This window comes from Cellulomonas sp. P2_F12, from assembly GCF_056403775.1.
This window is the reverse complement of record NZ_JBFUEV010000004.1, coordinates 30,456-49,541: the sequence shown is the minus strand read 5'-3', so window position 1 is coordinate 49,541 and position 19,086 is coordinate 30,456. Positions and strand designations below refer to the sequence as shown.

Annotated in this window: 7 protein-coding genes; 6 read left to right on the top strand and 1 reads right to left on the bottom strand. The window is 75.5% G+C overall.

Annotated elements, in window-relative coordinates; translation table 11 throughout:
- The first annotated feature begins 4 nt into the window (after nucleotides 1-4).
- From AC1DWH_RS10765 to AC1DWH_RS10740, 6 genes are read left to right on the top strand one after another with little or no spacing between them, the layout of a single operon-like run.
- Complete coding sequence (locus AC1DWH_RS10765; RefSeq protein ID WP_477093667.1) at nucleotides 5-3,328, top strand: tubulin-like doman-containing protein; 3,324 nt, start codon at nucleotides 5-7, stop codon at nucleotides 3,326-3,328.
- Nucleotide 3,329: 1 nt separating this feature from the next.
- Nucleotides 3,330-6,281, top strand: coding sequence for a hypothetical protein (locus tag AC1DWH_RS10760; protein ID WP_477093666.1), 2,952 nt, complete (start codon nucleotides 3,330-3,332; stop codon nucleotides 6,279-6,281).
- Nucleotides 6,272-9,634, top strand: a complete 3,363-nt coding sequence (gene recC / locus AC1DWH_RS10755) for an exodeoxyribonuclease V subunit gamma (RefSeq protein ID WP_477093665.1) — start codon at nucleotides 6,272-6,274, stop codon at nucleotides 9,632-9,634. Before AC1DWH_RS10760 ends, recC begins: the two co-directional genes overlap by 10 nt.
- Nucleotides 9,631-13,059, top strand: a complete 3,429-nt coding sequence (locus AC1DWH_RS10750) for a UvrD-helicase domain-containing protein (RefSeq protein ID WP_477093664.1) — start codon at nucleotides 9,631-9,633, stop codon at nucleotides 13,057-13,059. The genes recC and AC1DWH_RS10750 overlap by 4 nt, the downstream gene beginning before the upstream one ends.
- Complete coding sequence (gene recD / locus AC1DWH_RS10745; protein ID WP_477093663.1) at nucleotides 13,056-14,840, top strand: exodeoxyribonuclease V subunit alpha; 1,785 nt, start codon at nucleotides 13,056-13,058, stop codon at nucleotides 14,838-14,840. Before AC1DWH_RS10750 ends, recD begins: the two co-directional genes overlap by 4 nt.
- Entirely contained in the window at nucleotides 14,841-16,499 is a 1,659-nt protein-coding gene (locus tag AC1DWH_RS10740) for a nuclease-related domain-containing DEAD/DEAH box helicase (protein WP_477093662.1), read from the top strand. It begins immediately after the preceding gene.
- Nucleotide 16,500: 1 nt separating this feature from the next.
- On the opposite strand, the gene AC1DWH_RS10735 is transcribed toward AC1DWH_RS10740, so the two are convergent.
- The gene (locus tag AC1DWH_RS10735) at nucleotides 16,501-19,065 is read right to left on the bottom strand and encodes a DEAD/DEAH box helicase (protein ID WP_477093661.1); all 2,565 of its coding nucleotides are present in this window, start codon (nucleotides 19,063-19,065) and stop codon (nucleotides 16,501-16,503) included.
- Nucleotides 19,066-19,086: the final 21 nt, after the last annotated feature.

Below are 19,086 nucleotides of genomic sequence, written 5' to 3'. Positions count from 1 at the left end.
CCTCATGCTTCGTCCGTTTCTCCTCGTCGGCGTCGGCGGCTCCGGCGGCAAGACGCTCCGTGTGGTCCGCGAGGACCTCGAGCGCCGGCTCCAGCAGGCCGGCTGGTCCGGTGACCTCCCGCGCGCGTGGCAGTTCCTGCACATCGACGTGCCCACGGTCGCGGACGGCAACGACTCGGACCTGCCCGGGCAGCTGCCCGACAGGGACTACCAGGGCCTGGTCGCCACGGGAGTTGACTACCGGACGATCGACGCGGCGATGACCAGCACCGCCAGCGCCCACCTGGCCGACGCGCTCGGCGGATGGCGTCCGGACCCCAACCGCGTGAACATCCCCGCGAGCAAGGGCGCCGGTCAGTACCGGGCGCTCGGCCGCGTCATCACGGTGGCCGGGCTGGACCGGGTGCGCGAAGCGCTCCAGAGCGCCCGGCGCCAGCTGACCGGGGCCGAGGTGGTCGGCGAGCTGCAGCAGGTCACCAAGAAGCTCGGCGGTGAGCCGTCGTCGGTGGTGCACGAGCCGACGGTCATCGTCGTCTCCTCCATCGCGGGCGGCAGCGGCTCGGGCGCCGTGATCGACGTGTGCGACGCGGTGCGCGCGCTCGGCGACAAGTGGGCGAGCGAGATCGTCGGCGTCCTGTACGCCCCGGACGTCTTCGACTACCTGCCCGAGGAGGCCCGCCGCGGCGTGCGCCCCAACTCGCTGGCGGCGCTGGCCGAGCTGCTCAGCGGCTTCTGGAACGAGGACGGCGCGACCGAGGGGACCACCGAGCTGTTCGCCCGGTACGGCGTGCAGCTGGGCAACGCCCGGCGGCTCGGGCCGCGGTACCCGTTCCTCGTCGGCGCCCGCAACGAGCACGTCACCTACCAGACCCAGAACGACATCTACCGCGCCCTCGGTCGGTCGCTGGGCGCATGGGTGGTCAGCGAGCGGCTGCAGGACGCCCTCTCGACGTACACGCAGGGCAACTGGGCCCCGACGGCCCAGGCGGTCCCCGACAAGCTCTCGCTGCACACTCAGGGCACCGAGACGCCGTTCGCCGCGCTCGGCTCGTCCCGCGTCGGGCTCGGCCGGGACCGGTTCCGCGACTACGCGAGCGAGCACCTGGCCCGCACGGTCGTCGAGCGGTTCACGCGTCGGCACGAGGAGCTGCGGCAGCGCGGCGACGACCGGACCGACAAGCAGCTGGTCCGGGACACGGCGGACGACGTGTTCGGCGGGTTCCTGGCGGCGTCGGGGCTGGACGAGCGCGGCAAGGACCGCAACCAGATCGTCGACGCCCTGCGCCCGGAGTCCCTGCGCGACGACCTGAAGGCCGTCTTCGGAGAGGTGCAGGCGAAGTCGCGCGACGCCATCTCGGAGAAGGGCGAGCGGGCCGAGAACGTCCGTCGCAACATCCGCAACCTCGTCGCCGAGCGCCGCTCCCACTTCCAGACCACCCAGCTCGCCGCGCGGACGGATGCCGCCCGGGCCTGGGTCGACAGCATCCAGCGCGACCTCACCGCGCTCGCGGCGCGGTACGTCGCGTCCAGCGGCGCGCCCGTGACGGTCGAGCTCCTTCGGCGGCTGGCGACCGAGGTGCGGCAGGTCCGCGACGAGCTCCGGGGCGAGGCCAGCGCGAGCCGCCGCTGGGCCGCCGACGTGGACCAGCAGATCCGCGGCGCGCTCGACGACGCCGACACCGCGGTCGTCCTGAAGACCACCGACCGGCTGGCCGAGGCGGTCAAGCGGGCCGTGCACACCCTCGCCGAGGAGCAGGAGGCGGAGATCCGCGACCTCGCGGTCGAGCTCATCCCCGACCTGGTCGAGAACGTGCTAGACCCCCTGATCCAGGCCGTCGAGCACGGGCTCGAGGCGCTGGCCGAGGCCCGCGGCGCCCGACCGGACGGGCGTCCGTCGATCGTCGCGCTGTGGCCCGAGGGCGACGTCATCCCGATCCGCCTGCGCCCGGCCCCCAACGAGTTCCTGCTGGAGAAGCCGGACGACTACCCCGACATCCTGTCGTCGCTGGTGTCCCGGACCCTCGGCATCGAGCAGCCGCGCGACGCCCGCAAGTCGGCGGACATCCAGGTGCTCCTCGGCACGGACGAGGTCGACGGGGTCAAGCAGGACCTGATCGCGCGGACGTCGGACTGGGTGCCGCGCAACCACCTCCTGCACCGCACGGTCACCGCCGCGCCCAGCCGGGCGTCGTTCGCGGTGCACGCCGGCGCCGACGACCTGCTCGAGCGGGCGCGCACCTGGCTCCACCGCGACGGGACGGCGGCCGGCCGCTACATGGGCGAGGGGCTGCGCGACTACCTCGACCCGACGAGCGTCGGGCCGGCCGAGCTCGCGGCCCGGCTGCAGCGCTTCGAGGGCCAGCTCATCGCCGCCCTCAACGCCGGCTCGCCCCTGGTGAGCATCAACCCGTCCGTGCTCGTGCAGGTGCACGGCAAGAACGAGGTGTCGTACTCCACGCTGTTCAGCGAGGTGCCGCTGCCGGAGAAGTCGCCGGCCCGCGAACGCTTCCGCACGCTGCTGGAGTCGCGCGGCCAGTGGAACGAGGGCGTGGCCAAGTCGTTCAGCGACGGCGACGGCGCCTTCATCGACATCTTCACGGTCAACCGCGAGCCGTACGAGCCTGTCGTCTTCGACAGCCTGATGCGGCCCATCGCCAGCGAGTGGGGCGCCCGGAGCGCGTCGCCCGACCAGCGGGCGGAGTTCTGGCGCTGGCGTCGGTCGCGTCCGCTGGCCGAGGCGCTGCCGTTCTCGCCGGCCGTGCTCCGGTCGCTCGTGCGCGGCTGGTTCGTCGCCGGCTGCCTGAACCATCTCGAGGTCGACGACACGGGTGCCCGCGTCTTCGTGCCGGCCGACCTGGGCAAGGGCGGCAAGATGGCGGCGTTCCCGTGGCCCACCCTGACGGGGGTCAAGGCGACCGGCCCGGACCTGCTCCCGGCGCTGCTGGAGTCGGTCAGCCTGGCGATGCTCGACGTGAACGCCACGGAGTCCCTGGATCCGATGAAGCCGTACGACCGGCTGCGCGCCCTGGGCAGCGGCGGCGACGACCTCCCGGACGAGCTGTCCGCCTGGATCCTCGACGGCACCAACGCGCGCGGCGAGTCGGGCGCCGCGGCCGACTGGGAGCTGCGGCGCAAGAAGGTCGAGCAGCGGATCGACGCACTGACCGCCAAGTTCGACGAGCACTTCTCGCGCGTCGAGGAGGGCAACGACCTGCTCGGCTTCCCGGGGTCGTACGAGCTGCGCGGCGAGATCCGCGCCTCGCTCGGGGACCTGCGTCGCAGTGTCGGGGCCCTGCAGCCCGTGGCCGAGGGTGGGGGCTTCTTCTGACATGCGCACCCTGACCGTGTTCGTCGTCGGCGGTGGCGCACGCGACAGCGCGATCCGCGGTCTGGCCGAGTCCTGGACGCGGGCGGGCATCCTCGAGCCGTCGCTGTGGGTCACCCCGGGCGACGTGGTCGTGCACCCCGCGGGGCCGCCGTCCGTGCAGGCGTGGGCGGTCGACGCGGACGGGGTCCGGGGCGTCGACCTGTTCGAGCACGTCGGGCGGTTCCGGCTCGACCTCGTGCGGGTGGTCGTCGGGCACCTGCTGCTGCTCGAGGACGCCTCGGACCTGTCGCTCGCCGCGACGGGTTCCGCGGTCGCGGACGCGATCGAGTCGACGCTGCCGCGGCGGACCGACCACCACGAGGCCGGGTGCCGCATGCACCGGTCAGTCGTGGTGCTGCCGGTCAGCGGGGCGACGGGCGCCGACCCGTCGCTCTTCCAGCCGCAGTGGGACGTCAACGCGGTCATCTCGCCCGAGGACCGTCCGGACCTGGACCGCGCGAGCGTGTTCGTCCGGTACCCGGGCAACCTCGACGGCCACGCCACCGCGGCGCTCGCGGCCATCGGGGGGATCCTGCGCGGGGTCCCGGCCGGCGTGCTCGACGAGGCGACGTCGGACTCGACCACGCGGGAGGCGGACGCGGTCGTCGCGCGCATCTCGATCCGCTCGGTGGTCGGCGAGGACATGCTCGACCGCCTGGTCGGCGAGGCCCTGGACCCGGCACGGCTGGGTCCGGTCGGGCCGGCCCCGGTGCTGGCCTGGGCGCGTCCGGCCAGCCGCCCGGACCTCATCGCGGACCAGGCGGCGACGCACATCCTGCAGTCGCCGGAGTGGGCGCCCACGTCGGAGCAGGTCCCGCAGGGTCCGCCCGAACGGCACCACGGCTTCTGGTCGGCGCTGGGCACGGCCGCCGGGTTCAACGTGCGGACGGTCGGTGCCGTCGCCAGCTGGGTGTTCGACCGCGCGCGAGGTCGCGTGGAGACGAGGGCCACCGAGGCCGTCGTCGGGGCGCAGAACGGGATCCTGGTCACGCTCGGGCCCAAGCCGGTGGACGACCTGGCGCAGGCCTCGACCCGGCTGCTCGAGCGTGAGCGCGCCAGGATCGACGCGAACACACGCTTCGAGTCCACCCGCACGGTCGCGCCGGTCCCGTCCACGTGGGCGCGACCGCGGGCGCTGCTGCTGGGGCTGGTCGACGGCGGGGACCTCGACGGCTTCCCCGAGCCGCGCCAGGCCGGCCGACGCGAGCTGCTGCCGCCGGGGTCGGTCGTCGTCCCGCCGGGCGCCCAGTGGGAGGGGTCGGACGGGGAGCGGGTGCTCGCCGAGGACCCGCTGGCGATGCGCGCGTACCGCACGGAGCTGGAGGCCAAGCTCGCCAAGGCGAAGGCCGCGGCGGAGAAGGCCGCCGCCGAGCTCGCCGCGGCCGAGGACGCGCGCGCCGAGTCGGAGAAGGTCCGCGAGGCCGCCCGGGTGGCGGCCGTCGCGGCGGCCAAGTCCGCCAGGGCCAGGTCCCGGGGCAAGGCCGCGTCCGCCGACGACCCAGCCGCCGAGCAGGCCTCGCCCGCCAAGGCGGCGCTGCCTCCGCTCGTCCCGGACGACGCGACCCTGGCCGGGCTGCTGAGCAAGCGCGACCGGCGACGGGCGGCCGTCACGGCGCTGACCCTCGAGACGGAGCTGTACGGGGCCTGGTACTCGGAGATGTCGGGCGCCGTGCTGTGGAAGGTCGGTGACGACGTCGCGCAACGGCGCGTCCGGCTGCAGAGCCGGCTCGACGCCCTGGCCGCCCGGAAGCCGAGCACGCCGCCGGCCGAGGCGCTGTCCCGGGCCAAGGCCGCCGTCACCCGGTGGTGGCTGTGGACGGTGCCGATCTGGGCCGTCGCGACCGCCGCCGTGGTCTGGCTGCGGTACGGCTCCTGGCCCCAGTTCGTCGCCGACGCCGACCTGGCCATGGACGACATGCTGTACATCTGCGGCATCCTGCTCGCCACCGCGCTCGTCCTCCTGGCCGCGGCCAACCACCGGTTCTACAAGGCGGTGCTCACCTACGAGTGGGCGGTCGAACGGGAGCTGACGCAGCTCCACCGGGACCACGCCGAGCTGATGTTCGTGGGCACCGAGCTGGCGAGGCTCCAGCTGCTCGACACGGTGCTGCGCGACTGGGTCCGCATCCTCGGGGAGGCGATCCACCGGCCGTGGGCGTCGCCGGACCGCGAGTTCGAGGACCTGCCCGAGGACGTCGTCGCGGCGCTGCCCGCGTCGATGGGGGTGGCGCGGCAGACGATGGGCGAGGACGCGATCCCGATGGCGACCCTGATGTCCGCGTACCGCGTGCTGTACCCGGAGCACTGGGCGACCCGGAGCTTCGACCGCGCGTACGAGGCGTTCGAGGAGTCCGAGCCCACGGGACCGAACGAGGGGTACCGGTCGGCCGACCTGGACGCCCTCGACGGACCCGTGAGCCCGCGCAAGCGGCTCCGCGAGTTCTGGTCGTCGGGCGAGGCGCGCGCGGTGCTCACCGACCGCGCGCACGCCGACCTGCACCGGGCCGTCCGCGACGGTGACCTGGAGCTTCCCACCCGGGTGGTCGGCCGGATCGGCCGGTACGCGGACGGGGAGACGGGGCCGGAGCCGGAGTTCTTCCGGGCGACGGCGACCGAGAGCACGATGTTCTCGACCGACGCGTTCACCGCCGCCGGGCGGCAGTCCCGCCGCCACTACGTCGAGCGGTCGATCGCCTGGATCCCGACCTCGGCGCGGGCGGCCGTGTCGTCCGACGACGGTGTGCAGCTCCACGACTGCGAGGGCCCCAACGCGGTGCGGGTCGACGTGTCCCGCCGGACTCCGGCGCACGACCTGTCGATGTTCACCGCGGAGGCGCCGCCGCAGGAGCCCGGCGTCGAGGTCCCCGACCGCGTGGTCGTCGAGTCGGGACTCGAAGACATCGCGTGGCACTGACCGAGGTGACGCTGCACGTGCACCGCAGCGAGCGCGCGGACGCGCTCGTCGCCCCGCTGGCCGAGCTGCTGGCCGTGCCACCCCCGGACGTGTTCGCGGAGGACGTCGTCGCCGTCCCCACCAAGGGGGTCGAGCGGTGGCTGGCGCAGCGGCTCGGGCACCGGCTCGGCGCCCGGGCGGGCCGGCAGGACGGCGTCTGCGCGGCGATCCGGTTCGCGTCCCTGGACCGCCTCGTCGCGCAGGTGAGCGGCGTGCCGGCCGAGGACCCGTGGCAGCGCGACCGGCTGGCCTGGGTGGTGCTCGACGTCGTCGACGCGTCCGCCGGCGAACCGTGGATGGCGGGGCTCACGCGGTACCTGGGACTGGCCGGGACGCACGAGGGCGACGACCTGCGCCGAGCGCGGCGACTGTCGACCGCCCGGCGCGTCGCGCGGCTGTTCGACGGGTACGCCGCGGCCCGACCCGCGATGCTCCGGGCGTGGGCCGCCGGTCGGGACGAGGACGGCCTCGGCGAGCCTCTGAGGGAGGACCGCCGCTGGCAGGCCGAGCTGTGGCGGCGGGTCCGGGACGCGGTCGGCGGGCCCGATCCCGTCGAGCGGCTCGACCGCGCGGTCGAGGACCTCCGCGAGGCCGCACCCGCGGACCTGCCCGGCCGGGTCTCGGTGTTCGGGGCGACGCGCCTGTCGGTCGGCCACGTCGACCTCCTCTCGGCGCTCGGGCAGCACACCGACGTCCACCTCTGGCTCCCGCACCCGTCGCCCGCGCTCTGGGCCCGCGTCACGCCGCCGCCGGTGCTGCCGCGTCGGGCCGACGACGAGTCCGGCGTCGTGGCGAACCCCCTGCTGCGCACGTTCGGCCGGGACTCCCGGGAGCTGCAGCTGGTGCTGTCGCGGGTCGGGCTGCACGACGAGCACCACCCGCCGCCGGCGCGGCCGGCGACCCTGCTGGGTCGGCTGCAGGACGACGTCGCCGCCGACCGGGCACCCACCGGCGCCCACGTGCTCGGTCCGGACGACCGGTCGGTGCAGGTGCACTCCTGCCATGGGCCCACCCGGCAGGTCGAGGTGCTGCGCGAGGTCGTGGTCGGGCTGCTGGCGGACGACCCCAGCCTCGAGCCGCGGGACGTCATCGTGATGTGCCCGGACGTCGAGACGTACGCGCCGCTGCTCGCTGCCGTGTTCGGGCTCGACGGCATCGACGCGCCCGACCGGCACCCCGGGCACCACCTGCGGGTCCGCGTCGCCGACCGGTCGGCTGCCCAGGCGAACCCGCTCGCGTCCCTCGCGCTGCGTGTCCTCGACATGGTCGGCGGCCGGGTCACCGCGAGCGACGTGATGGACCTGCTGACGTCGGAACCGGTCCGCGAGCGGTTCGGGCTCGGGCAGGACGACGTGGACACGATCAGCGACTGGGTGGGCGACGCGAACGTCCGCTGGGGCCTCGACGACGTGCACCGGGAGCCGTTCGGGCTGGTCGGGCGCCCGGAGAACACGTGGCGGGCGGGGTTGGACCGGGTGCTCACCGGGGTGGTGCTGGGCGAGATCGAGGGCGGGCTCTGGGCGGGCACGGTGCCGCTCGACGGCGTCGGGAGCACCAGCGTCGACCTCGCCGGGCGGTTCGCGGAGCTGGTGGACCGGGTGGCCTGGGCAGTCGAGGTGCTGGGCCGACCGCAGCCGGTGGGCGAGTGGCGGGAGTTGTTGCTGGAGGTCCTGGACGTGCTGGCGAGCACGCGCGGTCCGGCCAGGTGGCAGCGGGCGCAGGTCGAGCAGGTGCTGGGCGGGCTCGTCACCGGTGCGGGAACGCGGGCCGGGACCGTGCTGTCGTCGTCGGAGGCTCGGGCGCTGGTCGCCGAGCTGTTCGCGCCCCGGGCCAGCACGGCGGGGTTCCGCACCGGCGGGCTGACGGTGTGCACGATGCTCCCGATGCGCGCGGTGCCCCACCGCGTGGTGTGCCTGCTGGGCATCGACGACGACGTCTTCCCGCGCGCCGCGCGCGTCGACGGCGACGACATCCTCGCGGTGGACCCCGTGGTGGGGGAGCGGGACGCCCGCAGCGAGGACCGCCAGCTGATGCTCGACGCGGTCATGGCCGCGACCGACCACCTGGTCATCACGTACACCGGCAACGACGAGCGGACCAACGCCGACCGGGACCCCGCCGTGCCGGTGGCCGAGCTGCTCGACGTGCTGGACGCGACCGGGACCGCGACGACGACCGCGACCGTGCGCTCGCAGGTCGTGGTCCGGCACCCGTTGCAGCCGTTCGACGCCCGCAACTTCCGCGCCGGCGAGCTCGGGCTCTCGGACCGGCCGTTCAGCTTCGACCCCTCGGCGGTGGCCGGCGCCCGGGCCGCGGCCACGCCGCGGGGCGTGCGGCCCCCGTTCCTGGCGGCGCCGCTCCCGCGCCCCGCGGACCGGGTGGTCGACCTCTCGTCGCTGCGCCGCTTCCTCGCGCGGCCCGTGCGGGAGTTCCTGCAGACCGGTCTCCAGGTCGCCATGCGGCACGAGGAGGACGCCGTCTCCGACCGGATGCCGCTGGTGCTCGACGCGCTCGAGATGTGGCAGCTGCGCGAGCGCATCCTGCGGCTCCGCCTGACGGGCGTCGACGCCGCGACGCTGCGGGAGGTCGAGGTGCGCGCCGGCGGTCTCCCGCCGGGCCGGCTGGGCCAGGAGCTGGTGGACAAGGCGATCGGGGAGATGGAGGAGGTGCTCGCCGCCGCGGCGACGTGGCTGCTCGAGCCGCAGCGCGACGTCGACGTGGACGTCGACCTCGGCGCCGGGGTCAGCGTGAGCGGCCGCGTCCGGGGCGTCCGGCGGACGACGGCCCTGACGCTGACGCCGAGCAAGGTCGGGTCCCGGCAGCGGGTCGCGTCGTGGGTGGACCTGCTGGCGCTCACCGCGGGCGCGGGCGACCAGGGCTGGACGGCGAGCATCGTCGGCCGCGAGGACATCGCCAAGTTCGCGGTGGCGACGACGACGCTGTCGGCGCTCGACGCCGGCACCGCCCGGGACGTGCTCGCGGACCTGGTCGACGTCTACGACCGCGGGATGCGCGAGCCGCTGCCGCTCTTCGCGCACGCGTCCTCGGTCTACGCGTCCGAGCGCCGGGCCGGCGCCGACGAGACCGCGGCGCTGCGTTCCGCCTCCGTCCAGTGGACCGCCGGCCAGTTCCCGGAGGGCGAGCGCGAGGAGCACGTGGCCGTGTGGGGCGAGCAGAGCGCGTGGAGCGCGATCGTCGGGGACCGACCCCGGGCGGATGAGCCCTGGTCCGCGGACGAGACCACGCGGTTCGGCGCCCTGGCCCGCCGGGTCTGGGACCCCCTGCTCGGCCACCTCGCCGGGGGTGCGGCATGACAGCGGCGCTCCCGCCCTACTCCGCCATCGCCGACCTGCCGACGGGCGCCACGACCATGCTGCTCGAGGCGAGCGCGGGCACGGGCAAGACGCACGCGATCGCGGACCTGGTCACCCGGTTCGTCGTCGAGGCCGGCTACCCGATCGAGCAGATCGCCGTGATGACGTTCGGCCGAGCCGCCACGTCCGAGCTGCGCGGCCGCATCCGCCGGCGCCTGGTGGCCGTCCAGAAGGCGGCCGCCACGGGTGACGACGACGGGGACCAGGTCCTGCGCTCGATACTGCGCGGCGCCGTCGTCCCGCTCGACACCGCCGTCGCCCGCCTGGACCGGGCGATCGCGACGTTCGACGGGGCGACGATCACGACCATCCACCAGCTGTGCCAGCAGATCCTGGCGGGGCTCGGCACCGCCGGTGACACGGACCCGTCCGCGGTGCTGGAGCCCGACCTCGACGACCTGGTGACGGCCGTCGTCGACGACCTGTACGTGCGGGACAACGCGGAGCGCCCGGCCGGTTCGGAGCCGGCGTTCGCCTCGTACAAGGCGGCGTCCGACGTCGCCCGCAAGGTCGTCGGCGACCCCACCGCGCAGCTGCTGCCCGAGCCTCCGGGTCCCCTCGACGCGGAGCGGCTCGCGTTCGCGCGGGACGCCCGGCTGACCAGCGCCGACCGCAAGCGACGGGCGCGCCTGCTGGGCTTCGACGACCTGCTCGGGGACGCGGCGGCCGCGGTCCGCCCGACCACGGACCCGGAGCGCGCGCCCTCGGTGGCGACCGCCGTGGCGAACGTGCGCGGTCGCTGGCCGGTGGTGCTGGTCGACGAGTTCCAGGACACCGACCCCGTGCAGTGGGAGCTGCTGCGGGAGGCGTTCCACGGCGCGTGCACGTTGGTGCTGGTGGGGGACCCGAAGCAGGCGATCTACGCCTTCCGGGGTGGGGACGTCGAGACGTACCAGACGGCGGCGAGGTCGGCGACGGTCCAGCGGACGCTCGACCAGAACTGGCGCAGCGACGAGCAGCTGGTGACGGCCCTCGGCACGCTGCTGGCCGACCAGGAGCTCGGGGCGCCCGACATCCGGGTGCACCCGGTGCATGCCACGCAGACGGTGGCCCGGCTGCGGGACGACGCCGGTGCCCTGCCGCCGGTCCGGGTCCGGCGCGTCGGGGACGGCTCGGGCCTCACGGTCGGCACACGAGGACTGTTCACCGTCGACCCGGTCCGGGACCTCGTCGCGCGCGACCTCGCCGCCGACATCGGCACCCGCATCGCGTCGGGGACCACGCTGTGGCTCGGGTCCCCCGACCACCCGAGGGGCGAGCCGCTCCACGCCGGGCACTTCGCGGTCCTGGTGCCCAGCCACAAGCTCGCGGCCCAGGTGCGCGACGAGCTGTCGCGGGTCGGCGTGCCGGCGGTCCTCGTCGGCACCCGCAGCGTCTACGCGACCCGGGCGGCCGAGGACTGGCTCACCCTGCTGCGGGCGCTCGAGCAGCCCCACCGCACACCGTTGGCGCGAGCGGCGGCGATCGGCCCGTTCCTCGGGGTCCCGGCCGTCGAGCTGGCGAGCGACGCGGAGGTCGACGACCGGATCGGGACCCTGCTGCGCGGCTGGGCGGGCGCGGTCCACGAGCACGGCGTCGCGGCGCTCCTCGAGCTCCAGCTCACACAGGGTGGGCTCGCGAAGCGCCTGCTCGCCGAGGACGGCGGGGCGCGGCGGTACACCGACCTGCGCCAGATCGGGGAGGCCCTGCACGTGCTCGGCCGGACCGAGCGGCTCGGGCTCAGCGCCATGCGGGCGTGGCTGCAGGCGCGCCGCGACGAGGGCGAGGGCGACGCCGACGGGCTGCGCGGGCGGCGGCTCGACAGCGACGCCGAGGCCGTGCAGATCCTCACCCTGCACGCGAGCAAGGGGCTCCAGTACCCGATCGTCTACCTGCCGTTCGCGTTCGACCGGTCGTTCACGACGTCCAGCCCGCAGCGGGTCCACGTCGGCGGCGTGCGCTCGCTGTACGTGGGGTCGATCGACGGGTCCCCCACGCCGGAGCAGAAGGCGCTCAAGGCCCAGGAGAAGGCCGAGGCGACGGGGGAGGAGCGGCGGCTGACCTACGTCGCGCTGACCCGGGCGAAGTCCCAGGTCGTCGTCTGGTGGGCGCCGACGAGCAACGCCGGCGACACCGCGCTGACGGACTTCCTGGTCGGCGAGGCCCTCCGCGGGCGGCCGCTGAAGCAGCTGACGGACCGGGAGGCCGCCGACGCGATGGCCGCCTGGCAGGACGCCGGCGCGATCGTGGCCGAGGACGTGACCGCCGTCGTCGACGACGCCCGGCCGCCGGCGGCGAGCGCGGCCGGCGCTGTCCCGGTCGCTGCGCGCCTGGGCCGCCGGTTCGGGTCGCAGTGGCGCCGGCTCTCGTTCACGGGCCTGACGCGCGACGTGTCCCACGGTGCACCCGCCGCCGCCGTCGGCCTGCGGGACGGGGTCGAGGCGGACGTCACCGTCGTGTCCGACGAGCCCCCGGGCCTGGCGGACGCCCGTGACGACCAGCCGGGCGACGAGCCTGACGTCCCGACCCCCACCGAGGTCGGAGCGCACCCGTCCCCGCTCGCCGACCTGCCCAGCAGCGCGGCGTTCGGCATCCTCGCGCACGCGTTGCTCGAGCAGGTCGACCCGCGGGCGACGGACCTGCGCGCCGAGCTGCTCCGCCACGCGACCGCGCAGCTCGTCCTCCACCCGGTGCAGGGCGTCACGGCCGACGCCCTCGCCGACGCGTTCGTGCCCGTGCTCCGCACGCCGCTCGGGCCGCTGGTCGACGGCCGGTCGCTCAGCGACCTCGCGACGACGGACCGGCTCGCGGAGCTGGACTTCGAGCTGCCGCTGGTGGGCGGTGACCAGCAGCCCGACGGGTCGGCGTTGCGGCTGGGCAGGCTCGCCGAGGTCTTCCGGGCGACCGTGCCGGCCGACGACCCCCTGGTCGCCTACGCCGACAGGCTCTCGAGCCGCGAGCTCGCCGACCAGGGCCTGCACGGCTACCTGACCGGCAGCATCGACGCCGTTCTCCGGGTCCGCGCGGCCGGCCGCCCCGACCGGTTCGTCGTCGTCGACTACAAGACCAACTGGCTCGGGCGCTCCTCGGCCCGGCTCAGCGCCGACGACTACGCGCAGGACGCCATGGCCCGCTCGATGATCGACTCCGGCTACCCGCTGCAGGCGCTGCTGTACTCGGTGGCGCTGCACCGGTTCCTGCGCTGGCGGCAACCGGACTATCACCCCGCGACCCACCTGGGCGGCGTGCTGTACCTCTACGTCCGCGGCATGTGCGGGCCGGAGACACCGGTCCACGACGGGCAGGCGTCCGGGGTGTTCGCGTGGGAGCCGCCCCCGGCCCTGGTCGTGGCCCTGTCCGACCTGCTGGACGAGGGGGAGCGGTGACCGAGCTCGACGAGGCCGACGCCCGGGTGGCGCGGCGCGCGACGGGAGCGCTGCGCGAGCTGAACCGGCGCGGGGTGCTGGGCGCGGCCGACGTGCACGTCGCGCAGCGGCTGGCGGCCCTGGGCGGCGAGACGGACGAGCGCGTGCTGGTCGCGGCGGCGCTGGCGGTGCGCGCGGTGCGGGCGGGATCGGTCTGCGTGCCGCTCGAGGAGCTGGTGAGCGACGGACCCGTGCCGGACTGGCGCCAGGTCCTGGGGTCGAGCGTGCTCGCCGGCGAGGGCGGGCCGTTGCGGGTGGACGGCGACGCGCTCTACCTCAACCGGTACTGGCGCCAGGAGACCGAGGTGCTGCAGGCGATCCTGGACCGGAAGCTCGCCGCTCCACCGGTCGTCGACGTCGACCGCCTGCGGACGGACCTCGCGCGGCTGACGTCCCTCGGCGGCGTGGGCATGGAGCACGCGCAGCAGCTGGCCGCGGTGACCGCCGCGGCGGGCTGGACGACGGTGATCGCCGGCGGCCCGGGCACCGGCAAGACGACGACGGTCGCCCGGCTGCTGGCGCTGCTGGTGGCGCAGGGCGCCCAGCGGATCGCGCTGGCGGCGCCGACCGGCAAGGCCGCCGCACGCATGCAGGAGGCCGTGCAGCAGCAGGTCGGGAGCATGGCGGCGGCGGACCAGCACGGGCTGGACGACCTCACGGCGTCGACCATCCACCGCCTGCTCGGCAGCCGGCCGGGGTCCGGCGAACGGTTCCGGCACGACCGCGACGACCCGCTGCCGTACGACATCGTGGTCGTCGACGAGACGTCGATGCTCTCCCTGACGCTCATGGCCCGGCTGCTCGAGGCGGTCCGCCCGGACGCCCGGCTGATCTTCATCGGCGACCCGGGTCAGCTGGCCTCCGTCGAGGCGGGTGCCGTCCTCGGCGACCTGGTCGACGGCCTGAAGGCACGCCCCGCCCGCAGTCCCGCCGTGCTGCAGCGGGTGACCGACGCGCTCGGCTCCGCCCCCCGCGGGGAGGGCTGGAAGCGGGGCGTCGTCGAGCTCGACGTCTCCCACCGGCTGGACGACCGGATCGGGCGGCTCGCGGCGGCGATCCGCGCGGGCGACGCCGACGGCGCGATCGACCAGCTCACGGCCGGCGGCGTTGCGGTGCGGCTGGCCGACCCCGACGACGCCGGGGTGTGGCAGAACCTGGCCGAGCACGCGAACGCGCTGCGGTCGGCCGCCGAGAGCGGGGACGCGGCGCTGGCCCTCGAGGTGCTCGGGCGGCACCGGCTGCTGTGCGCCCACCGCACCGGCCCGGCCGGCGTGCACCGCTGGAACCGGCTCGTCGAGGACCTCCTGGAGAACCCGCGCGGCGGCGACTACGCCGGCCGGCCGCTGCTGGTCACGGCGAACGACCACGGCCTGCGGCTGTTCAACGGGGACACGGGCGTTGTCGTGACGGACGACGACGGTGCCCTGCGGGCGGTGTTCGCCCAGGGGCAGGAGCTCCGTCGGTTCGCGCCCGCCCGGCTGTCCGCCGTCGAGACCGCGCACGCCATGACGGTGCACAAGAGCCAGGGCAGCGAGTTCGACGGCGTGACCGTCGTCCTGCCCTCGGCCGACTCCCCGCTGCTGACTCGCGAGATCCTCTACACGGCACTGACCCGCGCGCGGCACGGGGCCGTGGTCGTGGGCACCGCCGACGCGGTCCGCGCGGCGGTCGGCAGGCGCGCGCGGCGAGCGAGCGGGCTGGCGCGGCGGCTGGCCGAGGCACCGACACCGGCGGTGCTGTAGATGCGTCGCCTCTACCCCGAGGAGCCGCGGTTCCGCGACGACGTCGGCGCCGAGCGCGCCGTCTGGGAGGCGTTGCGCGACCAGCTGCCCGACGACGTGGCCCTGTTCGCGGACGTCGGCCTGCAGGACGGCTCGACCGAGCGCGAGGTCGACCTGCTGGTCGCGTGGCCGGGGGTCGGGCTGGCGGTGATCGAGGTCAAGGGCGGGCACGTCACGCGCGAGGACGGCGGGTGGTGGCAGGGCTCGGGCGTCAACCGGCACGCGATCGACCCGGTGCACCAGGTGCAGCAGGCGCGCCACGTCCTCCACGAGCTGCTGCGGCGCGCGGGGCTCGATGCCGCGCGGGCTCGGTCGGCCCACCTGGTCGCTCTCCCGCACACGTTCGTCCCCCGGGACTGGACCGCCCCCGAGCTGCCGCGGACCATGCTGGTCGACCGCGACGACGTCGGCCGGGCGGCGGGCGTCGTGAAGCACGCGATCGACCTGCACGGCGCCGGCTTCGCGCCCCTGGACGAGACGGCGATGGACGCGTTGGTCGAGTTCCTGGCCGGCAGCTTCCCCTCGCAGGTCGAGGTGCTGGCCACCGCGGCGGAGTTCGAGGACCGCCTCGACCACCTGACGCACGACCAGGCCCACCTGCTCGACCTGTTCCGGTCCTTCGACCGGCTGCAGGTGGTCGGCGGCGCGGGCACCGGCAAGACGTGGCTCGCGCTGGAGCAGGCACGCCGTCGGGCGGCCGCCGGGGAGCGCGTCGCGCTGCTCTGCTACTCCCGCGGGCTCGGCCGGTACCTGCAACGGATCACGCAGACGTGGAAGCCCAGGGAGCGGCCGGCGTTCGTCGGCCTCTTCCACGACCTGCCCGTCGCGTGGGGCGCCGAGCCGGGTGCCGACGACGACGTCGACTACTTCGAGCAGGTCCTGCCGGTGCGGCTGGGCGAGCTGGCCGACGCCCGACCGCGGGACCAGCTGTTCGACACCGTCGTCGTCGACGAGGCGCAGGACTTCGGCGAGCAGTGGTGGTCGTCGCTGGTCCGGTGCCTGCGCGACCCGGACCGCGGCGGCCTGTTCGTGTTCCTCGACGAGGCGCAGCGCGTGTTCGGCCGGGACGGCGTCGCGCCCATCGCCACCCCACCGGTCCGCCTCGACGAGAACCTGCGCTCGACCAAGCAGATCGCCCAGCTCTGCGGCTCGCTGCGTGACGACGTGACCAGGCCGCGCGGCATGGACGGCGCACCGGTGCGCATCCTCGACGTGCCCTACGAGCGGGCGATCGGGGTGGCCGACGACATGGTGGAGGAGCTCCTCGACGAGGGCTGGCAGCCCGGGCAGATCGCGCTCCTCGCGACGGGGTCGCGCCACCCCGAGCAGGTCGGGCTGGTCAGCGGCGCCGGGCACGCCGGGTACTGGGACGGGTTCTTCGCCGGCGAGGACGTCTTCTACGGCCACGTACTCGGGTTCAAGGGGCTCGAGCGTACGGTCGTGATCCTGGCCGTCAACGGCTTCCGCGAGACGGAGCGCGCGCGGACGCTGCTGTACACGGGGCTCTCCCGGGCGCGGATGCTGCTGGTCGTCGTCGGGCCGCGCGGCGAGATCGAGCGCATCGGCGGCGAGGGGGTCCGCAAGCGGCTCGAGCGGGCGGACGAGTGGCGCCCGGCCTGACCTACGCGCCGACGAACCAGGCGGCGATCGCGGCGCCCGAGGCGGTGACGTCGAACGTGCGCGCCTCGGTGGCGACCTCGACGAGCTCCTCGAGGTACCCCTCGCCGGTGTCCGTCGCCGGGTCCTCGATGCTCCCGCGCACGTAGACCACGACCGCGGCCGGCAGCCGGTCCGCCTGCGTGGGTCGCAGGATCGGGCTCATCCGCTGGACCGACTGTCGCGCCGAGCGGCTGCCCGCGAGCACGACGACCAGGTCGACCGGGGGCAGGTCCACACCTTCGTCGACGACCTTCGGGGCCGCCAGCGCCTTGAGCGAGCCGTCCCGGAACGCCCGCAGGCTCTCGCGACGGGTCTCGAGGCCGTGGTGGAACGCGTCCGTGGTGACGCCCGCGGCGCGCAGCCGGGTCGCGGCGGAGTCGGCGTCGTCCTTGGTGTGCGTGAAGACGACGCCGTGGGTCGACCGTGCGATCGTCGGCGCGAGCCGGGCCAGGGCGTCGAGCTTGGCCGGGGTCGTCGCGAGCAGGTCGCGCCGCGTGCTCACTGCGCGCAGGTACGCGCTGGCGTCCGCCGCCGCCGTGCTGTTCCGCTGCCAGCCGCCCTGCAGCGCCTTGACGTCGTCGACGAACGTGGCCGGTCGGCAGCCGTGCACCAGGGTCAGCCGCGCCTCGAGCTCGGCGATCTGCCGCGACAGCGCGTCGTGCTCGGCCTGCTCGTCGGCGCCCAGCTCGATCGGGACGAACGCCACCCGGAAGCGCGCGAGCACGCCCTCCTTGCGGCCGCGGCGCAGGTCGCAGCCGTCGAGCACCGTGCCGAAGTACGGCCGCAGGACCTCGTCGACTCCGGCGTCCAGCCGCTCGACCGACGACGTGAGCCCCAACCGCGCCCCGAAGGCCGCGCGCAGCGTCTCCGCGGGCCGCGCCGACCCGTACTTGTGGACCTCGTCGGCGATGAGCAGGCCTGAACGCCCCTCCAGCAGGTCGTTGCCGAACGCCGCGCTGACCAGCGACACCAGCACGTCGCACTCGTCGAACGTGTGCGTCCACCCGTCCCCGCGACGCCCGATCGACAGCCCCGGCAGCTGGATCTCCAGCGTGCCGAACCACTGCTCCATCAGGTCCGTCGTCGGCACCAGCACCAGGACCTTCTCGCCCCGGGTCAGCGCGTCCCACGCCGCCAGCACCCCGACGACCCCGCGACCCTGCGCGCTGACCGCCTCGACGATCCCGCGCCGGTCCGCGGCCAGCCACGCGTCGAGCACGTCCTTCTGCCAGCGCCGCAGCTGCGGGCCGACGTAGCGGACCTCGCCGCCGGGCGCGAGCGGGCCGCGCTCGACGGCCGGTGCGGCGGCGAGCTGGGGGACCAGGGGCTCGACGACCGGGGCGGTCATGGGACCGGGCGGCGCGGCGACGACCGGCTCAGGTGCGGTGACGACGGGAGCGGCCGCGGCGCGGGTCGTCGGCTCCGGCGTCGCGACGACGTGCACGACCGGGGCGGCCGGAACGGCGTCGACGACCGGCTCGGTGCGGACCGTGGCGACGGCCGGCGCCGCCGCCTGCGCWGGCGCWGGCGGCGGCGGGGGCTTCTCGTCGCTGACCACGATCGGGTGGGTGCGCTGGGCGAGCCGCGCGGCGAGCGTCGGGAGGGGAGCGACGGGTGCGGCGACGGCTGGCCCTGTGGTCGACGGAACGACGGCCGAGTCGGGTCGCGCCGAGGTCGCGGTGACCGGCGCGGTGTGGACTCGGGCGGGTGCCGGAGCCACGGGTGCGTCGGCGCTCGGGGTTGCGGGCACCGCCGGCGGCGTCCGCGGCGCGGCCGGGGCGGCGACGACCGGGACCCACGACGACTGCCCGGCAGGCGGGCGGACCACGGCGACCCGCGGAGCGACGGGCACAGAAGGAGCGACGGGCACAGAAGGAGCGACGGGCACAGAGGGAGCGACGGGCACGGAGGCAGCGACGGGCACGGAGGGAGCGACGGGCCGAGGTGCGTCCACGGGGCCGGGCGCGGCGGGGCGGGCGATCACCGGGACGCGGACGGGCAGCACCGGCGCCGTCGGGACCGGTGCCGCGGCAGACCGCGAGACCGGCGGGGCGACAGGCTGAGTGACGGGAGGAGCAGCGACCGGTCCGACCGACCGCGCGACGGCCGCCTGCTCAGGCGCTGCCTGGGGCGTGGCCCCCGTCGCGGTGTGTGACTGCAGCCGCACCGACGGGCGCCCACCGAAGGCGGCGGCGGGCAGGATGCCGCCGGAGGCGACGGGTGGCTGGGGGGCGCGTCCGGCAGCCCGGTCCCCGAACGACGCGGCAGGCGCCAGCACGGGCATCGCGGCGCGGTGCGGCTGGGGGATGTCGAGGAGCGTCGAGGCGTGGCCGGCGCCGAGCGCCCGCCAGCGGGCCGGGGTGCCACCGTCGTGGCGGAGCCGAGGATCGCGGTGCAGGAGCTGCTCGACCTCGGCGGTGGTGAACCCCGCCAGGCCGGCGCGAGCGAGGTCCTGCGTCAGCTCGTGGGCGGTCTGCTGCGGTCGTGCGCTGAGGGCGGCGTGCACGGCGTCGCTGGGTGTGGACACGGCCGCCTTCCTCGATGTCGA

Coding starts and splice junctions, on each gene's coding strand:
- AC1DWH_RS10765 (WP_477093667.1), top strand. CDS start 5: ATGCTTCGTCCGTTTCTCCTCGTCGGCGTCGGCGGCTCCGGCGGCAAG.
- AC1DWH_RS10760 (WP_477093666.1), top strand. CDS start 3,330: ATGCGCACCCTGACCGTGTTCGTCGTCGGCGGTGGCGCACGCGACAGC.
- AC1DWH_RS10750 (WP_477093664.1), top strand. CDS start 9,631: ATGACAGCGGCGCTCCCGCCCTACTCCGCCATCGCCGACCTGCCGACG.
- AC1DWH_RS10740 (WP_477093662.1), top strand. CDS start 14,841: ATGCGTCGCCTCTACCCCGAGGAGCCGCGGTTCCGCGACGACGTCGGC.